19 protein-coding genes and 1 pseudogene are annotated in these 23,580 nt (G+C 39.6%); 12 read left to right on the forward strand and 8 right to left on the reverse strand.

Annotation, left to right across the window (positions count from 1 at the left end):
• Position 1 precedes the first annotated feature (1 nt).
• The 4 genes from CVU62_02620 to CVU62_02635 all read right to left on the reverse strand — a co-directional run bounded on the left by CVU62_02620 (position 2) and on the right by CVU62_02635 (position 3,515).
• Positions 2-562 (reverse strand): lipid carrier--UDP-N-acetylgalactosaminyltransferase, encoded by a 561-nt coding sequence (locus CVU62_02620; GenBank protein PKN39112.1) that lies wholly within the window; start codon positions 560-562, stop codon positions 2-4.
• 186 nt (positions 563-748) lie between these two features.
• Positions 749-1,501, reverse strand: coding sequence for a hypothetical protein (locus CVU62_02625; protein ID PKN39113.1), 753 nt, complete (start codon positions 1,499-1,501; stop codon positions 749-751).
• Positions 1,502-1,766: 265 nt separating this feature from the next.
• Positions 1,767-2,714, reverse strand: coding sequence for a glycosyltransferase family 2 protein (locus tag CVU62_02630; protein ID PKN39114.1), 948 nt, complete (start codon positions 2,712-2,714; stop codon positions 1,767-1,769).
• Positions 2,715-2,717: 3 nt separating this feature from the next.
• Positions 2,718-3,515, reverse strand: a complete 798-nt coding sequence (locus CVU62_02635; GenBank protein ID PKN39115.1) for a hypothetical protein — start codon at positions 3,513-3,515, stop codon at positions 2,718-2,720.
• Positions 3,516-3,750: 235 nt separating this feature from the next.
• On the opposite strand from CVU62_02635, the gene CVU62_02640 reads away from it, so the two are divergent.
• The 4 genes from CVU62_02640 to CVU62_02655 are packed head-to-tail and all read left to right on the forward strand — an operon-like array spanning position 3,751 to position 8,703.
• Positions 3,751-5,379 (forward strand): hypothetical protein, encoded by a 1,629-nt coding sequence (locus CVU62_02640; GenBank protein PKN39116.1) that lies wholly within the window; start codon positions 3,751-3,753, stop codon positions 5,377-5,379.
• Positions 5,380-5,433: 54 nt separating this feature from the next.
• Entirely contained in the window at positions 5,434-6,375 is a 942-nt protein-coding gene (locus CVU62_02645; protein PKN39117.1) for a hypothetical protein, read from the forward strand.
• Positions 6,376-6,418: 43 nt separating this feature from the next.
• Complete coding sequence (locus tag CVU62_02650; GenBank protein PKN39118.1) at positions 6,419-7,594, forward strand: hypothetical protein; 1,176 nt, start codon at positions 6,419-6,421, stop codon at positions 7,592-7,594.
• A gap of 53 nt (positions 7,595-7,647) precedes the next feature.
• Positions 7,648-8,703 carry a hypothetical protein gene (locus CVU62_02655; protein ID PKN39119.1) on the forward strand — a complete coding sequence of 352 codons (1,056 nt, stop codon included), beginning with the start codon at positions 7,648-7,650 and terminating at the stop codon, positions 8,701-8,703.
• Positions 8,704-8,713: 10 nt separating this feature from the next.
• Here the strand turns inward: CVU62_02655 and CVU62_02660 are convergent, their stop codons facing one another.
• From CVU62_02660 to CVU62_02670, 3 genes are all read right to left on the reverse strand, one after another.
• A complete protein-coding gene (locus CVU62_02660) occupies positions 8,714-9,598 on the reverse strand; it encodes a hypothetical protein (GenBank protein PKN39120.1) in 885 nt (294 codons plus the stop codon).
• 151 nt (positions 9,599-9,749) lie between these two features.
• Positions 9,750-10,670 carry a hypothetical protein gene (locus CVU62_02665; protein ID PKN39121.1) on the reverse strand — a complete coding sequence of 307 codons (921 nt, stop codon included), beginning with the start codon at positions 10,668-10,670 and terminating at the stop codon, positions 9,750-9,752.
• A 138-nt stretch (positions 10,671-10,808) separates the two neighbouring features.
• Positions 10,809-11,654: a bifunctional methylenetetrahydrofolate dehydrogenase/methenyltetrahydrofolate cyclohydrolase FolD gene (locus tag CVU62_02670; GenBank protein PKN39122.1), complete on the reverse strand. Its 846-nt coding sequence runs from the start codon at positions 11,652-11,654 to the stop codon at positions 10,809-10,811.
• Between the two features lie 414 nt (positions 11,655-12,068).
• Between CVU62_02670 and CVU62_02675 the strand changes: the two genes are divergently transcribed.
• The 8 genes and pseudogenes from CVU62_02675 (at position 12,069) to CVU62_02710 (ending at position 21,866) form a co-directional block, all read left to right on the forward strand.
• Positions 12,069-12,944: a hypothetical protein gene (locus CVU62_02675; protein ID PKN39123.1), complete on the forward strand. Its 876-nt coding sequence runs from the start codon at positions 12,069-12,071 to the stop codon at positions 12,942-12,944.
• A 74-nt stretch (positions 12,945-13,018) separates the two neighbouring features.
• Positions 13,019-14,197 (forward strand): hypothetical protein, encoded by a 1,179-nt coding sequence (locus tag CVU62_02680; protein ID PKN39124.1) that lies wholly within the window; start codon positions 13,019-13,021, stop codon positions 14,195-14,197.
• A gap of 68 nt (positions 14,198-14,265) precedes the next feature.
• A pseudogene (locus tag CVU62_02685) lies at positions 14,266-16,082 on the forward strand (hypothetical protein).
• A gap of 4 nt (positions 16,083-16,086) precedes the next feature.
• Positions 16,087-16,506 (forward strand): hypothetical protein, encoded by a 420-nt coding sequence (locus CVU62_02690; GenBank protein PKN39125.1) that lies wholly within the window; start codon positions 16,087-16,089, stop codon positions 16,504-16,506.
• Positions 16,507-16,722: 216 nt separating this feature from the next.
• The gene (locus CVU62_02695; GenBank protein ID PKN39126.1) at positions 16,723-17,880 is read left to right on the forward strand and encodes a hypothetical protein; all 1,158 of its coding nucleotides are present in this window, start codon (positions 16,723-16,725) and stop codon (positions 17,878-17,880) included.
• 30 nt (positions 17,881-17,910) lie between these two features.
• A complete protein-coding gene (locus CVU62_02700; GenBank protein ID PKN39127.1) occupies positions 17,911-19,200 on the forward strand; it encodes an acetyl-CoA C-acyltransferase in 1,290 nt (429 codons plus the stop codon).
• A gap of 85 nt (positions 19,201-19,285) precedes the next feature.
• Positions 19,286-20,758, forward strand: a complete 1,473-nt coding sequence (locus CVU62_02705) for a membrane-bound O-acyltransferase family protein (GenBank protein PKN39449.1) — start codon at positions 19,286-19,288, stop codon at positions 20,756-20,758.
• 10 nt (positions 20,759-20,768) lie between these two features.
• On the forward strand, positions 20,769-21,866 hold the full coding sequence (locus CVU62_02710) for a hypothetical protein (GenBank protein PKN39128.1): 1,098 nt from the start codon (positions 20,769-20,771) through the stop codon (positions 21,864-21,866).
• 73 nt (positions 21,867-21,939) lie between these two features.
• Here CVU62_02710 and CVU62_02715 read toward each other — a convergent pair whose 3' ends face one another.
• Complete coding sequence (locus tag CVU62_02715; GenBank protein ID PKN39129.1) at positions 21,940-22,974, reverse strand: hypothetical protein; 1,035 nt, start codon at positions 22,972-22,974, stop codon at positions 21,940-21,942.
• Between the last annotated feature and the right edge of the window lie 606 nt (positions 22,975-23,580).

Consider the following 23,580-nt stretch of genomic DNA (forward strand, 5'->3'; position numbering starts at 1 on the left):
ATTAATGCACCACACCTTCCTTTTTAATAACTTTAAAAAATGTATTCCACAAGATTTTCAAGTCAAAGAAGAAAGATTGATTTCTCAGATAATATTCATCATATTCCACCTTAACGGGAATTGGAAGATCGTCCCGGCCATTGACTTGCGCCCATCCTGTTATCCCGGGAATTAATTTGTGAACACCTTTTTTCGTCCGCAAGGCAATCAAATCCTCTTGGTTGAACAACGCCGGACGTGGACCGACAAAACTCATATCCCCTTTAAGCACACTCCAGAACTGAGGCAACTCATCAAGACTTGTTGTGCGCAGAAATGATCCGAATGATGTCAGATAATTTTCAACATTTTGCATAAGATGAGTTGCAACTACCGGAGAATCTTTACGCATTGTACGAAACTTCGGCATGATAAAATTTTTGTTGTCTTTACCGACTCGCTCTGACCAGTAAATAATCGGGCCGGGTGATGTGATTTTTACCAGAATGGCTATTAAAACAATGGGCACTGCCATTATAACTAATAAGATCAATGCTGAGGTGAAATCAAAAAAACGCTTCATCTATTGTGAAACTCCAATTTAATGAGTCCCAAGTTCCAGAAGCGAAGCGCGCTGAAACTTGCTGGACGAATTATCCCAGGAGCGAAGCGACGAGGGATTATCCCATGTGCAAATTAAAGTGATGCTATATAATGCCGCGAAATGTTTCCAAAGCTTGCTTTATGTTTTATACCCGTGGTTCCCATATTATTTCAACCGGTACCATAATTGACCGGTGATTTCTTTCAAGGCAAGAGAAGTTTTATAAAGTTCTTCTGATTGCGGCATGTATTTAATAACGACGTTTTTCCCGGGCGATGAATATAAATAATGAGCAGGTAGCGGCACTACATTAGTAAAATATTTTTTGAATTCGCTTTCGCTCCTCTTCATATGGAAAGCCGATGTAACAAGGCCGATATTAATTTTTCTATCGCCAAACATTTTATTTACTTCACTCGCATTTTCCGAGGTATTTTTTGAATTGGGTTCGATTCTTATTTTTTCGTTGGGAACACCCAAAGATTGCGCTAATTTCGCCATTGCTTGAGCTTCCGATACTTTTCCCTCTCCTTTGCCGACACAAACAAAAAACCGGGTACCGGTTTTATTATAAACCACGACAGCGTGAAGCACACGAAGAGATTCTATTCCTGAATTAAAAGTAGTTTTTAAGGCGTGAATATCTTTCGTGCCACCACCTAAAACGATAATGGCATCAATATTTTTACTGCCGACATTCTGATTATTAATATAATCTTTTTCTAAATAGTAACAAAGATAATTGGCCACAGGAGCGATGCTGGCGCCATAAATAAGAACAATAGACAGCAACAAAATCAATGCGCTGTTCTTCTTTTTGCAGTTAAGTAGAAAAAGAATGAAAGATATCAATATCAAAACAAACACAATAAAAAGAGGATCAAGAAATACTTTAAAAACAGCATAAACTTCTTCCATTAATTTATTCGCCTCCCAAGTTTAATGTATTTTAATTTAAGCTAATACCAATCCGCTTTCTTTGACTGACTTTGTTGGCATCGTCATTCTTTGAAATCGAAATGGTATAAATATTCTTCTATGGCTGTATATACAATTTTCACAGCTCCGCCCTCTCAGTTACATTAACTGAAGGGTTATAACCTATCGAAGAAACTACTGATTAGTACTAAAATCATGCCATACTGTCAATGGATTAGTGCGTTTGTTTTTGTTATGCTGGTAATTAATTTTTCTGAAAATGCCAAAAGATTAACTTGGAATACATGATCAATTTATATCGCAACTTTTTGTTCAGGCCTAAAGTCAAAACAACAAAAATAAAATTGGAAACTCCATTAGCCAATAACCGCAAAAAAATTATGCCGGTGGCTAAATAACAATAAAGAAGATTGTGCCATTTTCTTAAAAATTGATAACGTGAACGATAAAACTCGATGCGTGAGTTTATATTGTGTCCAATACTTTGCCCCTGTAAATGATAAATAAGGGCATCCGGCACCTGATAAATTTTCCAGCCTTTAAGGCGCATTGTGTAAGCCAAATCGGTTTCTTCAAAAAAGAAGAAGTACCGTTCGTCAAAAAAACCTGCCTCATCCAATGCTTTTTTCCTGATCATCATGCAGGCGCCAATTGCTGAATCAACTTCAATAGGGGATGTGTGTTTGTATCTTTTACTTGGAAACCAGCCGGGAAACAGGAATTCCAAAAGTGAAGTATTGGCGGCAAGCGTAAGCAAACTGGGGAATGAAGCAACGGAGTTTTGTTTGCTACCGTCGGCATTCAACAACTGACCGCAGACAATTGCAGCCTTTTCATTAACCTCACAAAAATTCCATATTTTTTTAACTGCCTCAGATGTTAATACAGTATCCGTATTCAACAAAAGTGCGTATTTACCTTTCATCTCCGCAAATGCCTGATTATTTGCCGCTCCAAATCCTTTATTTTCTTTATTGATTATTCTGATAACGGAAGTAAATTCTCTCTCCAACATCTCGATAGAACCATCGGCGGACGCGTTATCAACGACGATGACCTCAAAATTCAGATCATGTATAGTTTGATATATTGATTTAAGACAATTTTTCAGGAGATCTTTTGTGTTCCAGTTGACAATAATTATTGATATATCAATCTTATTATCCGAATGATTACCATAGCGTTTATTCATTTCCTACCTACCGCCACGGTTTATTTTTACAAGTTCGCTCAATTTTGCGTATTTAAAAAATTTATTAACTGCATCGGTCACTGCAAGAGTAAGCCCCTGTCTGCCATCCAAAATACCCAACCTTAAAAAATAATCCTGATTAAAGGTAAATAACGCGCGCATAAAAGCTGAAAATACTGACGAATGCTTCCCACCTTTGAAAGCTTCCTGGGCTCCCAGCGTCGAATATTTGTCAATCTTCTGAATTATCTTACTTAAACTGCTTTCCGTATAATGTTCAATGGGAACATTAAGTTCTCCTACAATACCAATTACTTCCACGGCCTCATGGACTTGAGCAGAAGTCATTCTACCTTTTTCTTTTCGAAAAAGCCGGATAATGCGATCAGGCCACCAACCGGCATGTTTAATCCATCGTCCTTGAAAATAGTTTTTCCGGGGGAAACTGAAACCTGCTTCCTCTACATCAGGATCAATGACAATTTGTTTTATTATATCCGCTGTTTCAGAAGGGATCCGTTCGTCGGCATCAAGAACTAAAATCCAGGGCAAACGGCACTTTTCGATTGCCAATTGTTTCTGCCGGCCGAAACCGTGCCACCCTTCAGGATAGATTTCACAACCGAATTCAGCAGCAAGTTCCAGTGTCCTATCGGTGCTTCCGGAGTCAACAACAACAATCTGGTCTGCAAAAGAAATGCTCTGCAGACAGGAACGAATATTCTCTTCTTCATTCTTCGTTATTATAGCTATGGAAAGAGGAATTTTTTCCAAATATTTCTCCTCGGAAAACAGTTTTATTTATCATTCCTTCAGGCAGTAATCTATAATTTATTTGACTATTTGACTGCTATAACATAAGCACAAATATGGAAATGGTGCAAATCATAAAAATGCTTGATGCGATCATTTTTTATATCAGGCAGTAAAAGCACTGCGCTCTGAACTGAAATTAACATACTATAAAAATAAATTTAAAACTGACTCATTAAAAAATGAATTTTATTTATTATTATAGTCTAACGGATTAGATTATATGATTTCTCAAAAGGACGGCAAACCAATCATCAGCCATCTTGTAATTCTCGTCTTTTCTGCCTTGGCAATCCGTGTTTTTTCTTTTACCCACACTATGATGATGAATCTGGATGGTCCTATTTACATCCATCAGGCCAGAGCCCTCTATTATGGTCTATGGGAGAACATCAATAACTGCTCCGGGGTGGACTGGCTTACACTATATTCCATCCTTATTGCCGCGGTTTATCCAATTGCCGGTGACTGGATGCATGGGGCAATGGCCGTCAACCTCATTTTCGGAACATTGATGATTATTCCGCTCTATCTTTTCCTGCGTCGTTTCCTCGATGAGAAAACGAGCTTCCTTACGACCTTTATTTTTGTAATGCTTCCTGTGTTCGTTGATCAGAGTGTCAATGTTATACGTGATCCATCTTCGTGGTTTTTTGCTGTTCTGGGATTATACCTTCTGGTCTATGATGATGAAAGAGACACTCCTTTCTTTCTTATCCTCAGCAGTCTTTCCTTTATAATGGCAACGGCAACACGTATCGAAAACATCGCTTTTATAATAGGCGGTTGTATTTATATTTTCATGGTTTTCAAAAATCGCAAATTAAAAGCCTTGTTTCTCTTTCTTTCACCGATTATTTTGGCGGTTTCATTATTTATAGTAATCCAACTAATCCGCCACCCGGGTAGTTTTTACTGGTATCGATTTCACGAGATTCCTTTGTCCATCATTAATTTATTTGATAATTATCGCCATCTGGAGATAAACCTAACGCCACTTGTTCTCAATCCTCCTCCAGGCATTCCCATTGAATTCATGAGATATTCAAGGACACTAATCTGGTTTATCGCTTTGGGTGTTGTCCTGCAAAGCGCCATGGAAGCCTTCTTTTATCCTTTTTTCCTTCTCCTGCTTCTGGGTCTTACAGGGTTAAAGAACAGAATGCGAACAGACCGGCGAATTTTATCACTGGTGATCATTGCAGCCATCAGTGCAGTTGTTTTGTATATTTACTGCCTGAATATATGGTCCATGGAAAACCGGAGATTGATAATGGTTATCCTTCCTTCCGCAGTCTTTATGGGTTTCGGTGTGGAAAAGCTGATTAACTGGCTGCATAAAAAATTCGGTTTATCTGATTCCATAGGAGTTATTGTGCTTTGCCTGCTTGTACTTATATTGACGCTGCCCAAAGATCTAAAAGTCCGGGAAGCAGATAAACTGGTTTATAAAGAAATTGGCGAGACAATTGCCCGTCTGGATGGTGGTTCCGGCGTCATCGAAATGATCACACTCGGAAATGCTTTGCGTTGGAACGATTACTATGCAAATCTCCATGTTCAGGGAGCGCCGTGTCCGGAAAAATACAGCGGCTGGCAAGATAAAAGCATTATCGGTAGCAGCTATGACGATTTTATTCACAATATGCGGATGCGAAATATCCGTTATATTGTATGGGAAGAGAAAAATTGGCCCAGGAAAAAGTTTGCTTTTTTACAATCTTTACGGCCAACGGATTTAATAAAATTGAAAGAATGGAGTCATCAGGACACGGGAAGGATAATACTTTACGAAGTCCTGTATCAGAAAAAAACCGATACAGATTCGCATTATCCTTTGGAAGTTGAATGATGTTACGCTATCTACAAGCAAACATTTGAAGAAAAAAAGGACGACAAAAGAAAAATGATTAACATCTTAATCGGAATCCCTGTTCTGAATAATATAGAAATCACCAGAGCATGCTTGCAGCATCTTTATCGAAACACTGAAACGAGCAAATTGGATCTGAACGTTTCTGTTTTGATTATCGATAACGGATCAGAAATTGACATTGAACGTATTCTGAGAAGTGAATTTAAAGAAAAAGCTTTCCCGATTTATTTTTTAAGAAATCCTCAAAATGCAGGTGTAGCTGTTGCGTGGAATCAGATATTAAAGTTTTCTCCGGAGCAAAGAAAAGAGAATTGTTTCTGCTACAATTATTATGTCATATCTAATAATGATGCCCTTTTCGGCGTGGATTGGTTACAGCCGCTTGTAGAAGCAATGGAAAACGACAAAGCTATCGGCTGGATTTCCGCCATGGAAAACGGTTCTCCTGTTCTAAGTGAATTAATTGAAGCTCATTCGTTATCAAAAAAATATCGGGTCGATCCCAAGAAACCATATACGACCCAAGTCATTAACAAAGGGCTGGATTTGATCTATGAGAAATGGGGTGGTTACGAAGCTTTTTGCCGGCTTGTAAAGGGCAAACCTCTGCCTCTTTTTGTTCCTTTTAAAAAAGAAGGACGATCTGCGGTTTGCTTTATGGTCAGACCGGCTATGGTAGAACAAATTGGGTTTTTTGATGAGGGCTTCGCCCCCATCGGAATCTCAGAAGATCTGGAATATTTTCTGAGAATAGAACGTATATTGATGCCGCTCTGGCTGACTGTTGACAGATATCCTGAAGAAGCAAAATGGAAAAACGGCTTCTGCAGCAAGAGCATTGTTCATCACAACTGGTGCAGTACCCATCAGGGACCAAAGTTTGACGGCCGGAAATGGGACAAGATGAGAGAAAAGAACTGGCAAGCTAAGTTCGGCAAGTCGAAAAAGTACTACACGGCATTATTACCGTAAACAGACTATGATAGTTTTGCTCTCTTCATGAAGGAATTCCATAATGAAAAAAATCGCGTTTGCCATGGAAAAATTCAGCCGGTATGCCGGAGGAGCGGAATCATACGCAGTTTCTCTGGCAATCACACTTATAAAAAACGACTGGGAAGTACATTTGTTCGGTGAAGGATGGGATGGCGAACCAAAAGAAGCTCATTTTCACGAAATATCCATACCGAAATTTCTTCCGGCCTGGATAAAACTGCTGTTATTTGCACAAAAGCACAAAAAGATGATTAAACAACAGAGTTTTGATGTTGTAATGGGCTTCGGTAATACAATCTACATGAATGTTTATCAGAGCCACGGCGGAGTTCACCAACTGTCGACCGCCAGAAAAGTTTATGCGGAAAAGAATCCCTTGTTCCGCATTATAAAACGAATTCTTATTTTGTTATCAATCAAACAATGGACCAGAGCGTGGATAGAAGCGGCTCCCTTTCGTCTCAACCCTAAACCCAGAATCATAGCTATCGCCGACATGATCAAAGAAGACATGCAATCGTTCTTTCACGCCAAGGCGTGTGAAATTGAAATTATATATAATGGTGTCGATACCCAACGCTACAACAGCTCATTACAGCAAAGGATGAGAGGAAATTTACGGAATCAATGGGGTGTCGGCGAGAATGATACTGTTTTTTTGTTTGTGTCCTATGACTTGAAAAAGAAAGGGATTGAGCCTCTTGTTGAAGCCGCCGCAGAGCTAAAAAAAACAGGGAATGACAACTTCAAAATTATCGTGGTTGGAGGATCGCCTTACCACTCGCTGACAAAACTTGTAGCACGCCTTCACCTTGAAAATAATGTTATCTTCGCAGGACGGATTAAATCCATTGATGAGTTTTACGCTAACAGTGATGCCTTTGTGCTTCCAACGTATTACGATGCATGTTCTCTTGTGGTTATAGAAGCCATGGCCAGCGGCCTCCCCTCTCTTACAACCATATTCAATGGCGCCTGCGGCATTATAACCGACGGGAAGAACGGATATGTACTTTCCCATCCGCCTTATTCTTCCGATCTTGCGGACAAGATGCGTTTGTTAATGGATAGTAAAAAGCGCCGGGAAATGTCTGAAGAAGCGGCTCTAACCGGGCAGGAATATTCTGCCGAAAGAAATCACCGAGAAATGATGAGAGTGTTTAATGAGGTGGCAACACTGAAAAAATCACTCTAGATTACGTATGTTACCGGATCGATTAACAAATGGCACAAAAGTAGAAAACGATTATGACGATCATTATTTTAATTGCCACTATTATTACAATTTTCATCATACTGGAAGCCGGAATGTATTGTTTAACTCATTTCCCTACAGTTTTAAGATTGCTTCCCCGTAAACTTCAAAATAGTATCGGCTATCTTTATATACAAGGTGATAGAAAAATAATACAGTATCAGGATGGTTGTGGCCAGCATAGCCCTGATCTCGGCTATACACTTAAACCGGGGGAATTTGTTTTTACCGAAATAGAATACAGCAATAAATACAGGATTAATACTCTGGGAGTACGAGATTCAGAAGAATCTCTAACTGCTCCGGAAATTGTGTTTCTCGGCGATTCGTATACTCTGGGTTGGGGGGTTGACCAGGCAGAAACTTTTGTTAAGCAATTGGAAAACAGGATTAAACGCAAAACCCTCAACACAGCCATACCGTCTTATGGGACAGTAAGGGAAATGCTTATGCTTCGAAAAGTGGATAGATCTCAATTAAAATGCCTGATCATCCAATACTGCAGTGATGATTATGATGAAAACAGGCTTTTTTTCGTTAACGGCAATAGACCGCAAATTATGAGAGCCGCAACATTTAATAATCTTGCCGTACAACACAGCAAGTCAAAATCATATTTCCCGGGGAAATATATCGGACTTAAAATAAAAAAAAGAAGGGATGAATGGAAGTTAAAGCAAGAAAAGAAAACAAACGACAACTATTTAAACGATGTTGATTTGTTCATTCATGTTCTAAAGCAAAACACAGATATACTGGCAAGCCTGCCTATTATCGTTTTCGAAATGAACGGCATAAATCAAACCAATAGGTTTACCAATGAACTGAGAGGAAAAGCAGCCAAACCTGACCAACCTTTGTTTATCCGTAATATGATCATTCTGGATATGTCACAATATCTTCAAGACCGGAACTTTTATGTCCTCGACAGCCACTTAACTGCGACAGGTCATGTCATAGTTGCCGATGTTCTTTACAAAACAATTTTGCAAATAAATATCTTTAAAAAATTTTCGGCCGATTATTCCGAAAATAAGTTAACAAATTGAATTGGCGAATTTATTCCTGATGAATTTTTTTCTTTTTAAAATTTAAAAATCTGTTTATATTCGACTCAAACTTATGTCTCAATTGTCCCAGGACTCGGGGACCGGCAAGATAGAAGTCTCTCTTGCGCCGACAGGCGGCGGCGAGATGTGCATTTTCAGGATAAGAAAGTGGGCTGATCACATTATCAACACCTTTTAACGCCGATTCAAAAACGTTGACTGCCGCTCTATAACTATCACGACGATCCAATTTTTTATAAAATGTCGAAGGCGTTTGCCGATAGACAATATATGGATCGGCCAAACTCCAGATTTCACCTAACGCACCTACACGCAAACATAGTTCATAGTCTTCGCCAATAGGTGGATCAAGTTTCTCATTATAAAGACCTGCTTGTTCAATAGCTTTTCTCCTGAGCATTAAAGAGGAGTGAATAATATAGTTCTGGCTGAGAAATTTATAATAACTTATCTTTCCCAGCCTTTCCTTTTTAAAATATAATGGTGATTTATCCCAACTTTCCATTCCATCCCAAAAATAAGCATTACAACCCAATACGACACATTTCGGATTATCATTAAAATACTCTACCTGACATTGCAATTTATCTGGCAGCCACAGATCATCATCATCAAGAATAGCTATAAATTCAGCACTACCCTGTCTAATAGCGCGATTTCGTGGGATAGTGGGAAATCCCGCGTGAATTCCAGGCAAGTATGTAAAACGATTGTCCTGTAGAAAAGATTTTACAGCATCATAAGTTTCTTTTGATTCGCCGTCTTCGGCAATCCAGCATTTCCAATGCGGATAACTTTGATTGGCCACACTTTGCAAGGTTTCCTGCAACAGATCGTATCGCTTGTATGTAGCTACAATAATATCAACATTCATTTAGATCTTATACTCTTTTTAAATAATGATTCTTGCAACAGATATTATTCTTCAAAATCTATTCCCGCCAATAAGAAAAACGATGTTTATTGCAATCCATAAATTTCTTTTAATTTGATACGAATATGTCATTCTCGATCATTATTTAAGTTTAGGTAACCGGCTTAGTGGCTTGGACCAATAGTTGGTGACCATAAGAAGTAAGAAAAAGAGTTTCATCAAGAAGCTTTCTGAAAGGGCGCAGTATGGTTGAACCAGGTGAAAGTTCTTTTTCGGGATGATAAAGTCTACGTTTGAGATGGAAATCTCTCGTACGGATTTGGATATGCTGAAAACCGGTTTGCATCAGTAGGCGATTCATTGTTTGCGGCTCAAAGAGAATAATATGATCTGTTCCGTTCAGGTACATCCATTGCGGACCATTGATCTTCATGGAAAGAGAAGCGAAGTTGGTGGTGGATAATTCCAAAAGGCCACCCGGACGCAAAGACCTGAAAATTCTTTCCACAACTCGGCGGGGAGAGGTTAAATGTTCAATGACATCCGAAAGGCGTACCACATCAAAATAATTTTCCGGCGATTCAAACTCTTCGGCTGGAACAGCCATTATCCTACTGGAAACCAATTTTTTTAGATAAGACAAGGCTCTGGTATTAACTTCTACCGCCCAAGTTTCCCAACCGGCCTCGGCCGCCGCATCCATATACCATCCCCAGCCAGGACCAATGTCCAGGAATCTGTTCAACTGTCGCCAAGGTTCGATTTTGGCTACCGCTTTCTTCAGACGTTTTGCTTGGGCGGGCGTTAATTTCTCTTCACCCATTGTCCCCGTACCGTAATGTCTCTGCAATTCTAAATGACGTTTTAGTCTTGGGCTGACATAGACAAGCCCACAGTTTGTGCAGCGGCAGTGCGGGAACCCTTCTTTGATGAAAAGAACTTGGCGGTTCGTTTCACCGCAGATATCACAATCAACTTTAACGGTTTCTTCCTCGACCTCCATAGGCAAAAAAACCTTAATACGCCCGTTCCTATTTATAAGATTATCCTCTATAAAACTTTGTTGTTTCATTTTTAAACTTTATGGAAGCCGGTCTTGTCTGTCAAGGTAATTTTGGTTATAAATATTGATTGGACCAAGATTACTGAAATGGGAATTTTTAAAAAGACTTTTTTCTGATCGCAATACTTAGATAATCGTAAAATCTCATTAATAACTCAAAACCGCGTTCAGCGTGTTTTTCAAAAGCATCGCCCGCGTCATGGGACCGACTCCTCCGGGAACGGGGGTAATATATGAAGCTTTCTCCGACACAGCGGCAAAATCAACATCGCCCACAAGCTTTCCGTTGTCCAGACGATTAGTGCCCACATCAATCACAACGACACCTTCCTTGACCATGTCGCCTTTAATCATTTGCGCCTTTCCTGCCGCAGCCACCAGAATATCGGCTCTACGGGTTACAGCAGCAAGATCTTTTGTTTTTGTATGGCAAACTGTAACCGTGGCATTGCGGGACAGCAGCATGAACGACATGGGTTTCCCCACAATATTGCTGCGTCCGACAACAACCGCGTCTTTTCCGGATAGTTCTATGCCACTGCGATCAAACAACTCCATTATTCCGTAGGGTGTACAGGAAGGGTGGCATGGTCTGCCGGCAACCAGCCTGCCGACATTATAAGGGTGAAAGCCGTCTACATCTTTGCGGGGATCAATAGCTTCAATAATATTATCCGGACGAATATGTTTGGGCACAGGAAGCTGCACCAGGATACCATGAATAAAATTATCAGCATTCAATTCCCGGATAATGCCAACCAGCTTATCCTCGCTAGTTTCGGCGGGAAGCTTATATTCTCGAGACAAAAAACCTACTTCGGCACAATCTTGTGCTTTTTTGCCAACATATATTTTGGATGCAGGATCATCCCCTACCAGAATAACAGCCAAACCTGGCACAACGCCCTTTTGCTCCTTGAGTTCAAGGACATTTTGGCGTACTTCGTTACGAATATTCTGTGCTATTTTATTCCCATCAATAATAATTGCCATTTACCTTTTCTCCAAGCCGACATCATATATATAAAATATAAACCTTATTAAAAGTGGAAAAAGTATAGGTTAAAAAAACAGCGCGGGCAAGTAAAAACAATCAAAGATAACTTATATATTTTCTTTCAAAAAGTTATCTGAAATTATAACTTGCATTGAGCAAAACATGCCTTTTTCATTAAAAATAAAATACACTATGATATATTAAAAAAGCTTGAAACCAATCACCAGTTATGTAAAAGTTCCCTTAGAATTATTGTCTTATTATTCTAGTGTAGTGTCTCAATGAAACCTTGTCATATCGACCAGCGGGAGATATCTTGTATCTTCTTACGATCATTAAGATTTCTCGCGGAGTATGATCCCGCGTATGCGGGACTTCGAAATGACATATGACATATTGTATAGATATTTATGAGACACTACAGTAGTACAAGACTTCAAGAGAAAAACATGGGAAAGCAAAAAATAATGGCTGAAGGTAACTATCGGTTGTGTCCTTTATGCGGCGTCGACAACGCAAGAGAGAAACCTTCTGTTTACTCCAAAGATCAGTGGATAATAAAGGCATGTTCTCGTTGTAAATTAGTTTATCTGGAGAATCCCCCCGCTTACGAAGATCTGGAAGAAATCTATGCCTGGGAAAAAACATCTCATCAGGTCTCTGAGGAAAAAGCGAAAAAAGAATCCGCTCTGCGGCGTGGCGTGCGTGTTATTGAACATTACAAAGATAACTTGATTCGAAGGGACAAACTGATTGATGTAGTGAAAAAGTATTTTCCGCCTGGTCATGTAATGGATGTGGGATGCGGTGGAGGAGAAGTAATGGCCCGTCTGGAGAAAAAATATATTCCTTCCGGCATTGAGGTATCAAAACAACTTTCCGATAGGGCACGAAAAATCGCCGAATCCAGAGGTGGCCGTGTTTTCTGCGGCAATGCTCTTCTTGGATTAGATACTTTTGAAAAAGATTTTTTTGTTGCGGCTATCATGTCCGCCTATTTCGAACATGAATCTGCACCCCGTGAGGTTCTAAAAAAAATTTCCCGCATATTGAAGCCGGGAGCTCCTCTTGTTATTAAAGTTCCTAATTATGGCTGTCTGAACCGCATGGTTACACAAAAAAAATGGTGTGGTTTTCGGTATCCCGATCATGTTAATTACTGGACGCCGAAAACTCTTAAACAAATAATTATCGGTACAGGTTTTGAAATTGTCCGGTTTAATATCTGGGATCGTTTTCCCACCAGCGACAATATGTGGGTTATAGTGCGCAAACCGGTTAAATAAATCAATTAAAACAGTTATTTACCTTCAACTTATTGCGAGTGTCTATAACAATCAAAAATTATTAGGCATTGCCAATGAAAATCAATAAAATATTCTGCAAATATCCAACGGTTTCGATGATTGTGTTACTGCTTCTTATTTTTCTGGCCACTGATATCATCGGCAAAAATATTTTTAAATCTTATTTCAAATCATTATATAAAAAAAATAATCACGAAAAAGAGTATCGAATCCAATCGAATTATTATCACCATGGTCTTAAGCCCAATGTAAATATCCCGAAAACGTCCTGGGGAAATATCATATATCCGATTGCTACAAATTCACTTGGTTTTAGGGATAAAAGACCTCGCGAAGTGTCTTTGACTTCTGATCGTTATCGTATTTTATTCATAGGTGACTCATTCACGGAAGGGGTTGGAATCGCCTATGAAAATACTTTTGTTGGAATTATTGACAGTGCGATGCAAAAAAAAGACACAGAAGTCCTAAATGCCGCCGTTTGTTCTTATTCTCCCGCGATATACTATGCAAAAATCAAACATCTGATTGATTCTATGGGGCTTAAGTTTGATGAGCTTGTAGTTTTTATTGATATTTCCGATATTCACGATGAAGTTGTATCTTATCGCCTCAGTGGCAACAAGGTTATTGATAGAGAAGAGGAGCTAAAGATAGATGCCATTCTTAATGAAAAATATCGAGCTTCTATAAAAAATAAACGTGGTGTCTATCAAAAACTTGAACAAATTCTAAAGCGAGATACTGTCATGACATACCTTATAGTTAAAAAAATTCATGACTTATTTTTCTCCAGAGATTACAGTTATGACTATGACGCAGTTAATCTTAGAGATGATTTATGGACAATTGATAATTCAATATACGAAGAATTTGGCAAGGCAGGGCTTGCTGAAAGTGCCAGGAACATGGAACTTTTAGCTAATCTTTGCCGGGATAAAAAAATCATTCTCACAATTGCCGTTTACCCATGGCCTGATCAGATTATTTATCATGATTTAGATTCACTTCAGTCTAAATTCTGGTCAAACTGGGCAAATAAGTTTGACGCTAAATTTATAAACTATTTCCCGTATTTTATTTCGCCAAGTCAGGATAGGGCCGCAATCCGAGGTATTCTGGATACTTATTTTATTCCTGGCGATATGCACTGGAATATGGAAGGGCATCGTAGGGTTGCCAATATATTTTTAAATCAGTTTAATACTTCAAAAAACAAAATGGCTGAATAATTATATTTGAATAGTTTCTTGAATATGTTATCGAAATAGCCATTTAAAGTGTGAGAAGAAAACTTAACATGAACATTTTAGGCATATCTGCATTTTATCATGACAGCGCTGCCTGCCTGGTGCGTGACGGTGAAATTATCGCTGCGGCACAGGAGGAGCGTTTTACCAGAAAGAAACATGACTTTTCTTTTCCTTCCAATGCAATAAATTATTGTTTGGAAGAAGGGAAAATAAACGGGGAATCTTTAGATTACGTTGCCTTCTACGATAAACCATTCATTAAATTCGAACGCATTTTGGAAACTTATCTGGCTTTTGCTCCATCCGGAATTCAATCATTTGTCATGGCCATTCCACTCTGGATAAAACAAAAATTGTGGATGAAGGAATTTATAAAAAAAGAGTTATGCTATGACGGCAAAATAATTTTCCCGGAACATCATGAATCTCACGCGGCTTCAGCTTTTTTTGCCTCACCTTTTCCCGAAGCGGCATTTCTTACAATAGACGGCGTCGGCGAATGGACAACCACTAGTTACGGTGTCGGGAAAAATAATCAAATCCAAATTCTTTCCGAGATTCATTTCCCACACTCACTGGGCCTTCTCTATTCGGCATTTACTTATTACACCGGATTCAAAGTCAATTCCGGTGAATATAAAGTTATGGGGCTCGCGCCATATGGAACACCTAAATATAAGGATTTGATACTCTCGGAGTTAATTGATTTAAAAGAGGACGGCTCATTTAAGTTAAACATGAAATACTTCGACTATTGCACCGGCCTCACCATGACCAACAGAAAATTCGAGAAGCTTTTCGGCGGACCGCCCCGCAAACCGGAATCTAACGTTACTCAGAGAGATATGGATCTGGCTCGTTCCGTTCAGGATGTGACAGAAGAGGTGATGCTTCGGATGGCCCGTCATATTCATAGCGAAACGAAGCAGAAAAATCTTTGTCTGGCGGGAGGAGTGGCTCTTAATTGTGTGGGAAACGGGAAAATTCTCCGGGAAGGACCGTTTGATAACATATGGATACAACCGGCTGCCGGTGACGCCGGTGGCGCTCTCGGCGCGGCTCTTTTGTCTGGTATCAATATCTCGATAATCAACGGATAGCTGACAATAAAAAAGACTTTATGAAAGCGTCCCTGCTCGGCCCTGAATACAACGATGATCAGATTCTTCAATATTTAAATGCCAACAATATTCCTTACAATAAGTTATCTTCCGGGGAAATGCCCGCCAGCATTGCCGATCTGATAGCTCAAGAAAAGACAATAGGCTGGTTTCAGGGAAGGATGGAGTTCGGGCCGCGCGCCCTGGGCGCCCGTTCCATTATCGGCGATGCCCGTTCTCCCAAAATGCAGGAGATTATGAATCTTAAAATAAAATTCCGGGAAAGCTTCCGCCCCTTTGCTCCCAGTGTACTGCAGGAAAAAGCCGCCGACTTCTTCGATATCGACAGTGAAAGTCCCTATATGTTAATAGTAGCGCCGGTTAAAGAGAATATCCGCAGAGCAATGACTAAGGAAGAGCAGGAATATTTCGGATTGGATAAGCTGCATGTAATGCGTTCCAGCATCCCGGCAGTAACACACGTGGACTACTCAGCCAGAGTGCAAACCGTGACCAGAGAAAGCAATTCCATATATTACGAAATGATCAATAAATTTGCAGAGAAACACAAATGTCCGGTAATTATTAACACATCCTTCAATGTTCGCGGAGAACCGATTGTCTGCACACCCCAGGATGCTTATCTGTGTTTTATGAGAACCAACATGGATTATCTAATTATGGGCAATTATCTGCTGAATAAAGAAAAGCAAAGGCCACTGAACAATGATATCAACTGGCTGAAAAAATACGAGAACGACTAACAAAATGGCAATTATTGAAGAAATAAAAAATATTAAAGGCAATAATTCCGACTGGAAAAAATTCGGATTTACGATGGGTATAATTCTGTCTATTATCGGATTTTTTCTTTTATGGAAAAAAAATAATAACTACAATTACATTTTTTTTCTGGCCGCAGCCTTCTTTATTACGGGGTTAATTCTGCCCTCCATACTCAGACCCATCTATAAGGCATGGATGGCTCTGGCCGTGGTCATGAATTTTATCATGACCAGAGTAATAATGGCCGTTATCTTCTATCTGATTGTAACTCCGACTGGATTAATCGCTTCCTTGACCGGGAAAAAGTTTCTGGATATGAAGATTGATAAAAGCGCAAAAAGCTACTGGATTGTCAGAGAAAAAACGAGTAAATTAAAATCCGATTATGAACGGCAATTTTAAGTAAAATAAATTTAAAGGAGTATCAGCCGGCATGAGCAAATTATCAATAATATCAGAACTATGGGATTTCTTAAAAGTCAGGAAGAAATGGTGGATTGTTCCTATTATCTTTTTCCTGCTGATAATCGGCATAATGTTGTTTTTGGCTGAAGGATCGGCAGTTGCTCCTTTTATATATACATTATTTTAAATTACTCAAAATGAAAAATTGTGACTATGCCCAGTCCGGAAAAAAAATCAGTTCGAAAAAAGATATTAAACTTTTTAATCAACATACTATTGTTGATCATTTCTCTTGGCGTTGCCATTATTATTGTGGAAATAACTCTGCCGCTGCTGAAAATCCGCAATATTGAAGAAGCTGTTTACCAGATAAGAAGGCCTACCGTTCAAGGCATCTATGGCGCTTATCATCCCCAACTCAGATATACGCTACAAAAGAATTTGCGTAATGTCCGTTTATTCTATCCGAAACAGCTTGATTACACATTGAACACAAACTCTCATGGATTCCGCGGACCGGATTGGGATTTGTCTATAAACCGAAAGAATATTGTGATACTCGGAGATTCATTTGCTTTTGGCTGGGGAGTCCAATGGGAACAAACTGTAGGGGAAATTATAGAAAAACAACTACAAAAAAAAGACCCCGCTTATCAGGTCATCAATCTGGCCATGCCGGGATGGGATATGGATACAATTATCCGGTCTTTTGAATTATATAAAAACATATTGAAGCCTGTCGCGGTTATTTATTTTTTTTGCCCCAATGATTTATTATGCGGCATAAAAAAAACATCTGCCGTTGAATATGATATAGAATATCATCCGCATCCTGATGATGAAAAGAATTTCCAGGCAATGGTCGAACGTCAACAATCAACTTACTGGTCGTGGGATAAATTATTTCGTCGCTCCTACGTCAAGGCTTATCACGCACGCGTTCTTCGGCGTTTATTCGATAAAAGGATCAGCTCCTCTCTAAGCACGGACAAAGCACCTGCTGGTTTCGATTTTTCTCCGCCCATTGATGCACCAGGCAAGAGTGCTTTGGATGAAGAACACAAACAGTTTGGCTTATATTGCCTTAACCGTCTTCGCAAGGATGCCAATGGAGCCCATTTTTATATAATAGATACTTCAGACAAATCAATTTTATATCTTAAAGATAAACCGGACAACCGGAGATGGGTTTTGCGTGAGTTTAGTGAAAACAATAAAAAATCTGTTTCATTCATTGACTTTGAAAGTTTTGTCCGCAAGACACCGGACGGACGGAAGTTTTATCTGGATTACGACGATCATTGGTCTGTCGCAGGACACGCAGCAGCAGCCGATTTACTTTTGAAAGAAATAACCATAAACAGGTTTTAAAAATATTATGACACAGGAAAGGAGTTTAAAATGAAAGAGGTAGTAATTATAAGCGGCGCCCGAACGGCTGTAGGCGAATTCGGCGGCTCGTTAAAAGACGTAAAAACAGTTGATATCGGGGCATTGGTTATCAAAGAAGCGCTTAAACGCGCGGGATTGAGGCCGGCAATTGATGATTTTTCCAGAAGCTGCCGCGCTGACGCTTTAGGCAGTTTTGAAATGACAGAAATAAACAAAAAATATTATGACTATGATAAATCCCTGAAGCCTGTTTACGTTGATGAAGTAATCATGGGTAATGTTTTGCAGGGAGGACTGGGACAAAACTCAGCCCGCCAGGCCTGTATTTATGCCGGAATGCCTGAAGAAACCAATGCCTATACAGTAAACAAAGTATGCGCTTCCGGAATGAAAGCCATCGCGCTGGCGACCCAGGCCATCCAATCCGGTAATGCCGATATTATCGTCGCTGGCGGAATGGAAGTGATGAGTAATGCCCCCTTTGCCGTTCCCCAGGCACGCTGGGGATACCGCATGAGCATGCCCTTCTCCCAAATTACCGACTTGATGGTTTATGACGGCCTCTATGAAATTTTCAACGGTTATCACATGGGATTGACCGCGGAGAATATAGCGGCTCTCTACAAAATTTCCCGCCAGCAGCAGGACGAATTTTCTTTTCAAAGTCATCAGAGAGCCAGGGCAGCCAACGCCTCCGGCGCAGTAGCCGATGAAATCGTTCCTGTTGTCATTCCGCAGAAAAAAGGCGATCCTAAAATATTTAAAGTTGATGAACGTCCCATGGATACATCAATGGAAAAAATGGGCAAGCTGGCCACCGTGTTCAAAAAAGACGGATCGGTAACAGCGGGCAATGCTTCCGGCATCAACGACGGGGCCGCTGCGGTTTTAATTATGAGCGCCGAGAAAGCCAAAGAATTAAAACTTCAACCTTTAGCTAGAATCGGCGGTTTTGCCAGCGGCGGAGTTGATCCGGCTTATATGGGACTGGGACCGATTCCCGCAACGCGCAAACTCTTCAAAAAGCTGAATCTGACCGTAAAGGACATTGATCTTTTTGAACTCAACGAAGCATTTGCCGTGCAGGCGCTGGCCTGTATGAAAGAACTGGCAGTTGATGGAGAAAAATGCAATCTCAACGGCGGCGCGGTTTCCATCGGTCATCCCATCGGATGCTCCGGCGCCCGCATTACCTTCACGCTGGCCATGCAGATGAAAAAGAAGAATCTGAAGCGCGGTCTCGCTTCTCTTTGCATCGGCGGTGGACAGGGCATGTCCATGATACTGGAACGCGCATAGCGACAAAAGCAGATTTGGAAATCATCAATATTTTACGCAGGGAGTGTTTGACAGACACTCCCTGCATTATTTAAATTATCGATTAATGACTTTCAATTCCTATTCCTTTATTTTTATTTTCTTACCGTTGGTTGCCATAATTTATTTTGGCATTAATAAATATTTTGCGGCAACGTGGGCACGTTTGTTTTTACTCATTTCTTCTCTGACATTCATGTCTTTATGGAATATCTATTTTGCTTGCGTGTTGATTTTTTCCGCGCTGTTCAACTATGCTACCGGTCTAGTCCTGTCCAATGCGACTGAAAGCTCAGACAGTAAACGTAAAAAGATTGTTTTCCTTATTGCCATTACCGGAAATGTTTTGTTTCTGGTTTTCTTTAAATATACCAATTTTTTTCTAGGCAGCATCAATTCTTTTTTCTCAACGCATTTTAGTATGCTTAATATAATTGTCCCTCTGGGCATCAGTTTTTATACTTTTATGCAAATTGCCTGGATTGCCGACATTTACCGTCACGGAGGATTTCGTTATAATTTTGTCAGCTACTGCCTTTACGTAACCTTCTTCCCGTACGTAATTTCCGGACCTATCACTTACCATAAAGAAATAATTCCGCAGCTGGAATCAAAATATGCATCAAATTTTAATATAGACAATTTGTGTCGTGGAATTTTTATTTTTTCAATAGGCCTTTTTAAGAAAACAGCCATTGCCGATACATTGGCAATAGTAGCCAATGGCGGATTTGACGCTTCTTCCGCACTTAGTTTTACTGAGGCCTGGCTTACCAGCCTTTCATTTACCATGCAGCTTTATTTTGATTTCAGCGGGTACACGGACATGGCTATAGGCATTGCCCTCCTTTTTAATATCGCCATTCCGGCAAATTTTAATTCTCCCTATAAATCACTGGATATAAGGGAATTCTGGCACCGCTGGCACATTACGCTTTCCCGTTTCCTGCGCGAATATATCTATATTCCTCTTGGCGGCAACCGCAGCGGAGAGAGGCAGACGCTGATCAATCTCATGCTGACTTTTTTAATCGGCGGCTTTTGGCATGGCGCGGCGTGGACATTCATCTTTTGGGGCTTTCTGCACGGTACGGCGCTGGTTGTGCACCGATTGTGGATGAAAACCGGCTATCATTTAAATAAAGTTTTAGCCTGGATTTTGACCTTTAATTTTGTAAACATTGCCTGGATTTTTTTCCGCGCAAAAAACTGGGATGACGCTCTGAATATAATCAGGGGCATGACCGGATTAAACGGCATACTTATCTCCCCTCATCAGGCATCAAATCCTTTCTGGCAGAAACTCACCATCATCGGCATTAAATTCGGCGAATGGCGTGAACACCTTCCTGATGCGGAAAATACTACTTATTTTTTATGCGTAGCCTTGATCCCCTTTGTTCTGTTTACAAAAAATTCAAACCAGCTTCTCGGAAAATTTTCGCCGAACTGTCAAAATGCCATTGCTATTGCGTTCTTAATGGCCTGTGGTCTGCTTCTTTTGAACCAGGCCACCGTATTCTTGTACTTTAAATTCTGATGAGTGCATTATGAAAAAATTAAATTGGCTCATAACAATTATAACGCTCTCAAGTCTATTTCTTTTAATTGTCATTTTCATTAATGTTTATATTGATACCTATGCAATTCGTTCAAGTCTTTTTAGTGCGGATAAAGAGGTTAACCAAGTAAAATTTATGGAGGGAATTAACCAGCACATATTTAATCCCGAATATATTTTCCGTTATCCTAACCGATTTGACTCCTTCCTCTTTGGTTCATCTCGTAGCGGCGTTATTAATGTCGGCAAGATAAAAAAAGGTGATTTTTATAACATGTCCTATAATCAAGGAATTCCCTCTGAACATTTAATGATTATTAAGGCTTTTTTAAGAAAAAAAGTAAAAATAAAGTTGGTTGTTATAGGATTGGATGAATTTTCTTTCAGCAGAACTCAGATTGAACACGAAAATTCATTGTTAAGGCAAATGCATCCTTATATAACGGGGAAGAGCTTAACCAGCATCTTTTACCTGTATTATTTTCGAATGCCGCAGCTTTTTGAATTAGCGAATGGCAAGAATAAATTATTGTCGAGTAGACAAGAATACAAGTTTACATTAGATGAAAGCGGTACTAACTTATGCTGGATGAATGCCGAGAAGAAAATTGTCACTTCCGGAAAGCCGATCTATTTTGACAAGGACATTGTATATAATCCTTTTCACTACGATAAAGCAATAACTGCTGACGTATTCAGGCAAATTGAAGAATTGATCACATTATCTAAAAAATATAATTTCCGTCTGATCTTCTTTTTTAATCCAATACGCATCCAGGGATATTTAAACTATGCGTTAGATCTTATTCCCATAAAAGAAAGACTTTCTGCAATCACCGACTTTTATGATTTCAGCGGTTTTAATTACATAACAACTAATAATATGCACTATTACGATAATGATCATTATCGATATTTAGTCGGCGATATGATTGCAGAAAGAATATTAGGCCACGGCAAGATTAATGTGTTTGATGATTTCGGCATACTTGTGACCTCCAAAAACGTTGGTGATCACAATAAAAAACAGAAAATTGAACTGGAAAAATATTTAAAAACTGCAAAAAATAAACAAGAAAAAATTTAAGCGTTGCTTCGCTTAAATTTACCTGAACAGGCAAAGACTTTTTCGTGCCGTCGCAAAAATGATTGGCAAATAATCAAATACTTGCCAGGCCGTTTGTGCGCTTATATACATAATATTCAAGATACCATTTTACAAACTTTGCGACACCCTCCTTAAGCGGCGTCGAAGGTGCAAATCCTACCGCATCCATTAAATCACTTACATCTGCAAAGGTTGCCGGAACCTCACACAATTGTTTGGGCAACATATTTTTTATTGCTTTTTTACCTAGAGCTTTCTCAATAATTTTTATATATGTCAGAAGTTCCACAGGTTGATGATTTCCAATATTGTAAATTCGATATGGCGCGCTGCTGCGGGAAGGATCGGGCCGTTTGGAGTTGTATGCAAGATCTGGAGTAGCCGGTTTATCCGTTATTCTTATTATACCTTCGACAACATCGTCAATATAAGTAAAATCTCTTCGCATTTTCCCATTATTAAACAAATCAATAGGCTGGCCTTCCAAAATAGCTTTTGTGAATAAATGAGGAGACATATCCGGGCGCCCCCATGGACCATAAACAGTAAAAAAACGCAACCCTGTGGCAGGAAGATTATAGAGATGACTATACGCGTGAGCCATCAATTCATTGGCCTTTTTGGTTGCTCCATAAAGACTAACCGGATGATCAGCTTTTTGCTTCTCCGAGAAAGGCAAGACGGAATTGATGCCGTAAACACTGGAACTGCTCGCATAGACCAGATGATCAATGTTGTGATGACGGCATCCCTCCAGAATATTAAGAAAGCCGTCCACGTTATTCCGGATATAAGAGTAGGGATCCTTAATAGAGTAACGCACACCCGTCTGCGCTGCCAGATGAATAACTCGTTGAATGTCAAATTGATCGAATAGACCTTCAACTTTTTTATGATTGACGATGTCCAATTTTATGAAAGTAAATTTTTTAAACGTTTTAATCTGTTTCAGTCTTGCTCGTTTTAAATTTACGTCGCAATACGCATCAAGACTATCCACCCCTATCAATTCATGTCTATTTTTCAGCAAATGTAAACAGGTATGCATGCCAATAAAACCGGCACATCCCGTCACTAAAACCTTCATAAAAATCCTTTCAATAGAAATCGGAAATTCGCTAACATCTAATAAATTAGATAAAATTATTGCATAACTAATCACATATTTTATTTAACACATTATTCGGAAGACCATTCCGCAAACTTATGTAAGCGGCAACACCGGAGCTTGAATACTTTGTTATTAAAATATTTCTTTTTTATGCGCTGTATTTTTCCAGTTTACCAGCGTGTACCGACAGGCAAACCCGCAAAACAAAAGATAAGTTATGGTATCATATGTTAAGTTTGAATTCAGCCGTTTTTACTTCTCAATTAAGGCATGTCTCTGGCGTTGGAGGATTGATATATTTTCCAATGATTTTATATGAGGCAGCGGGATTGTTTAAAAATCCACTGTTATAGGGCTGTTCAAAAATGTTCAGATGCAAGGCGCGCAGTGAAACTAGAATTACAGTTATGCAGTAAGCTGGAATTCGTTAGTTGAGCTGTCCCGTTTATCGGGGCAAAAAGCCGAACCGCGAGGCGTATATGAAAATACGTTGAGCGGTGCGGTTTGCAGCGCGATCCCGATTTTATCGGGACAGATGGGCGCATTGTAAAGCCTTTGGCTTTTTCCGGCAAGGAAGATGAT

Source organism: Deltaproteobacteria bacterium HGW-Deltaproteobacteria-2 (genome assembly GCA_002840505.1).
Classification (GTDB): Bacteria; Desulfobacterota; Syntrophia; order Syntrophales; family Smithellaceae; genus Smithella.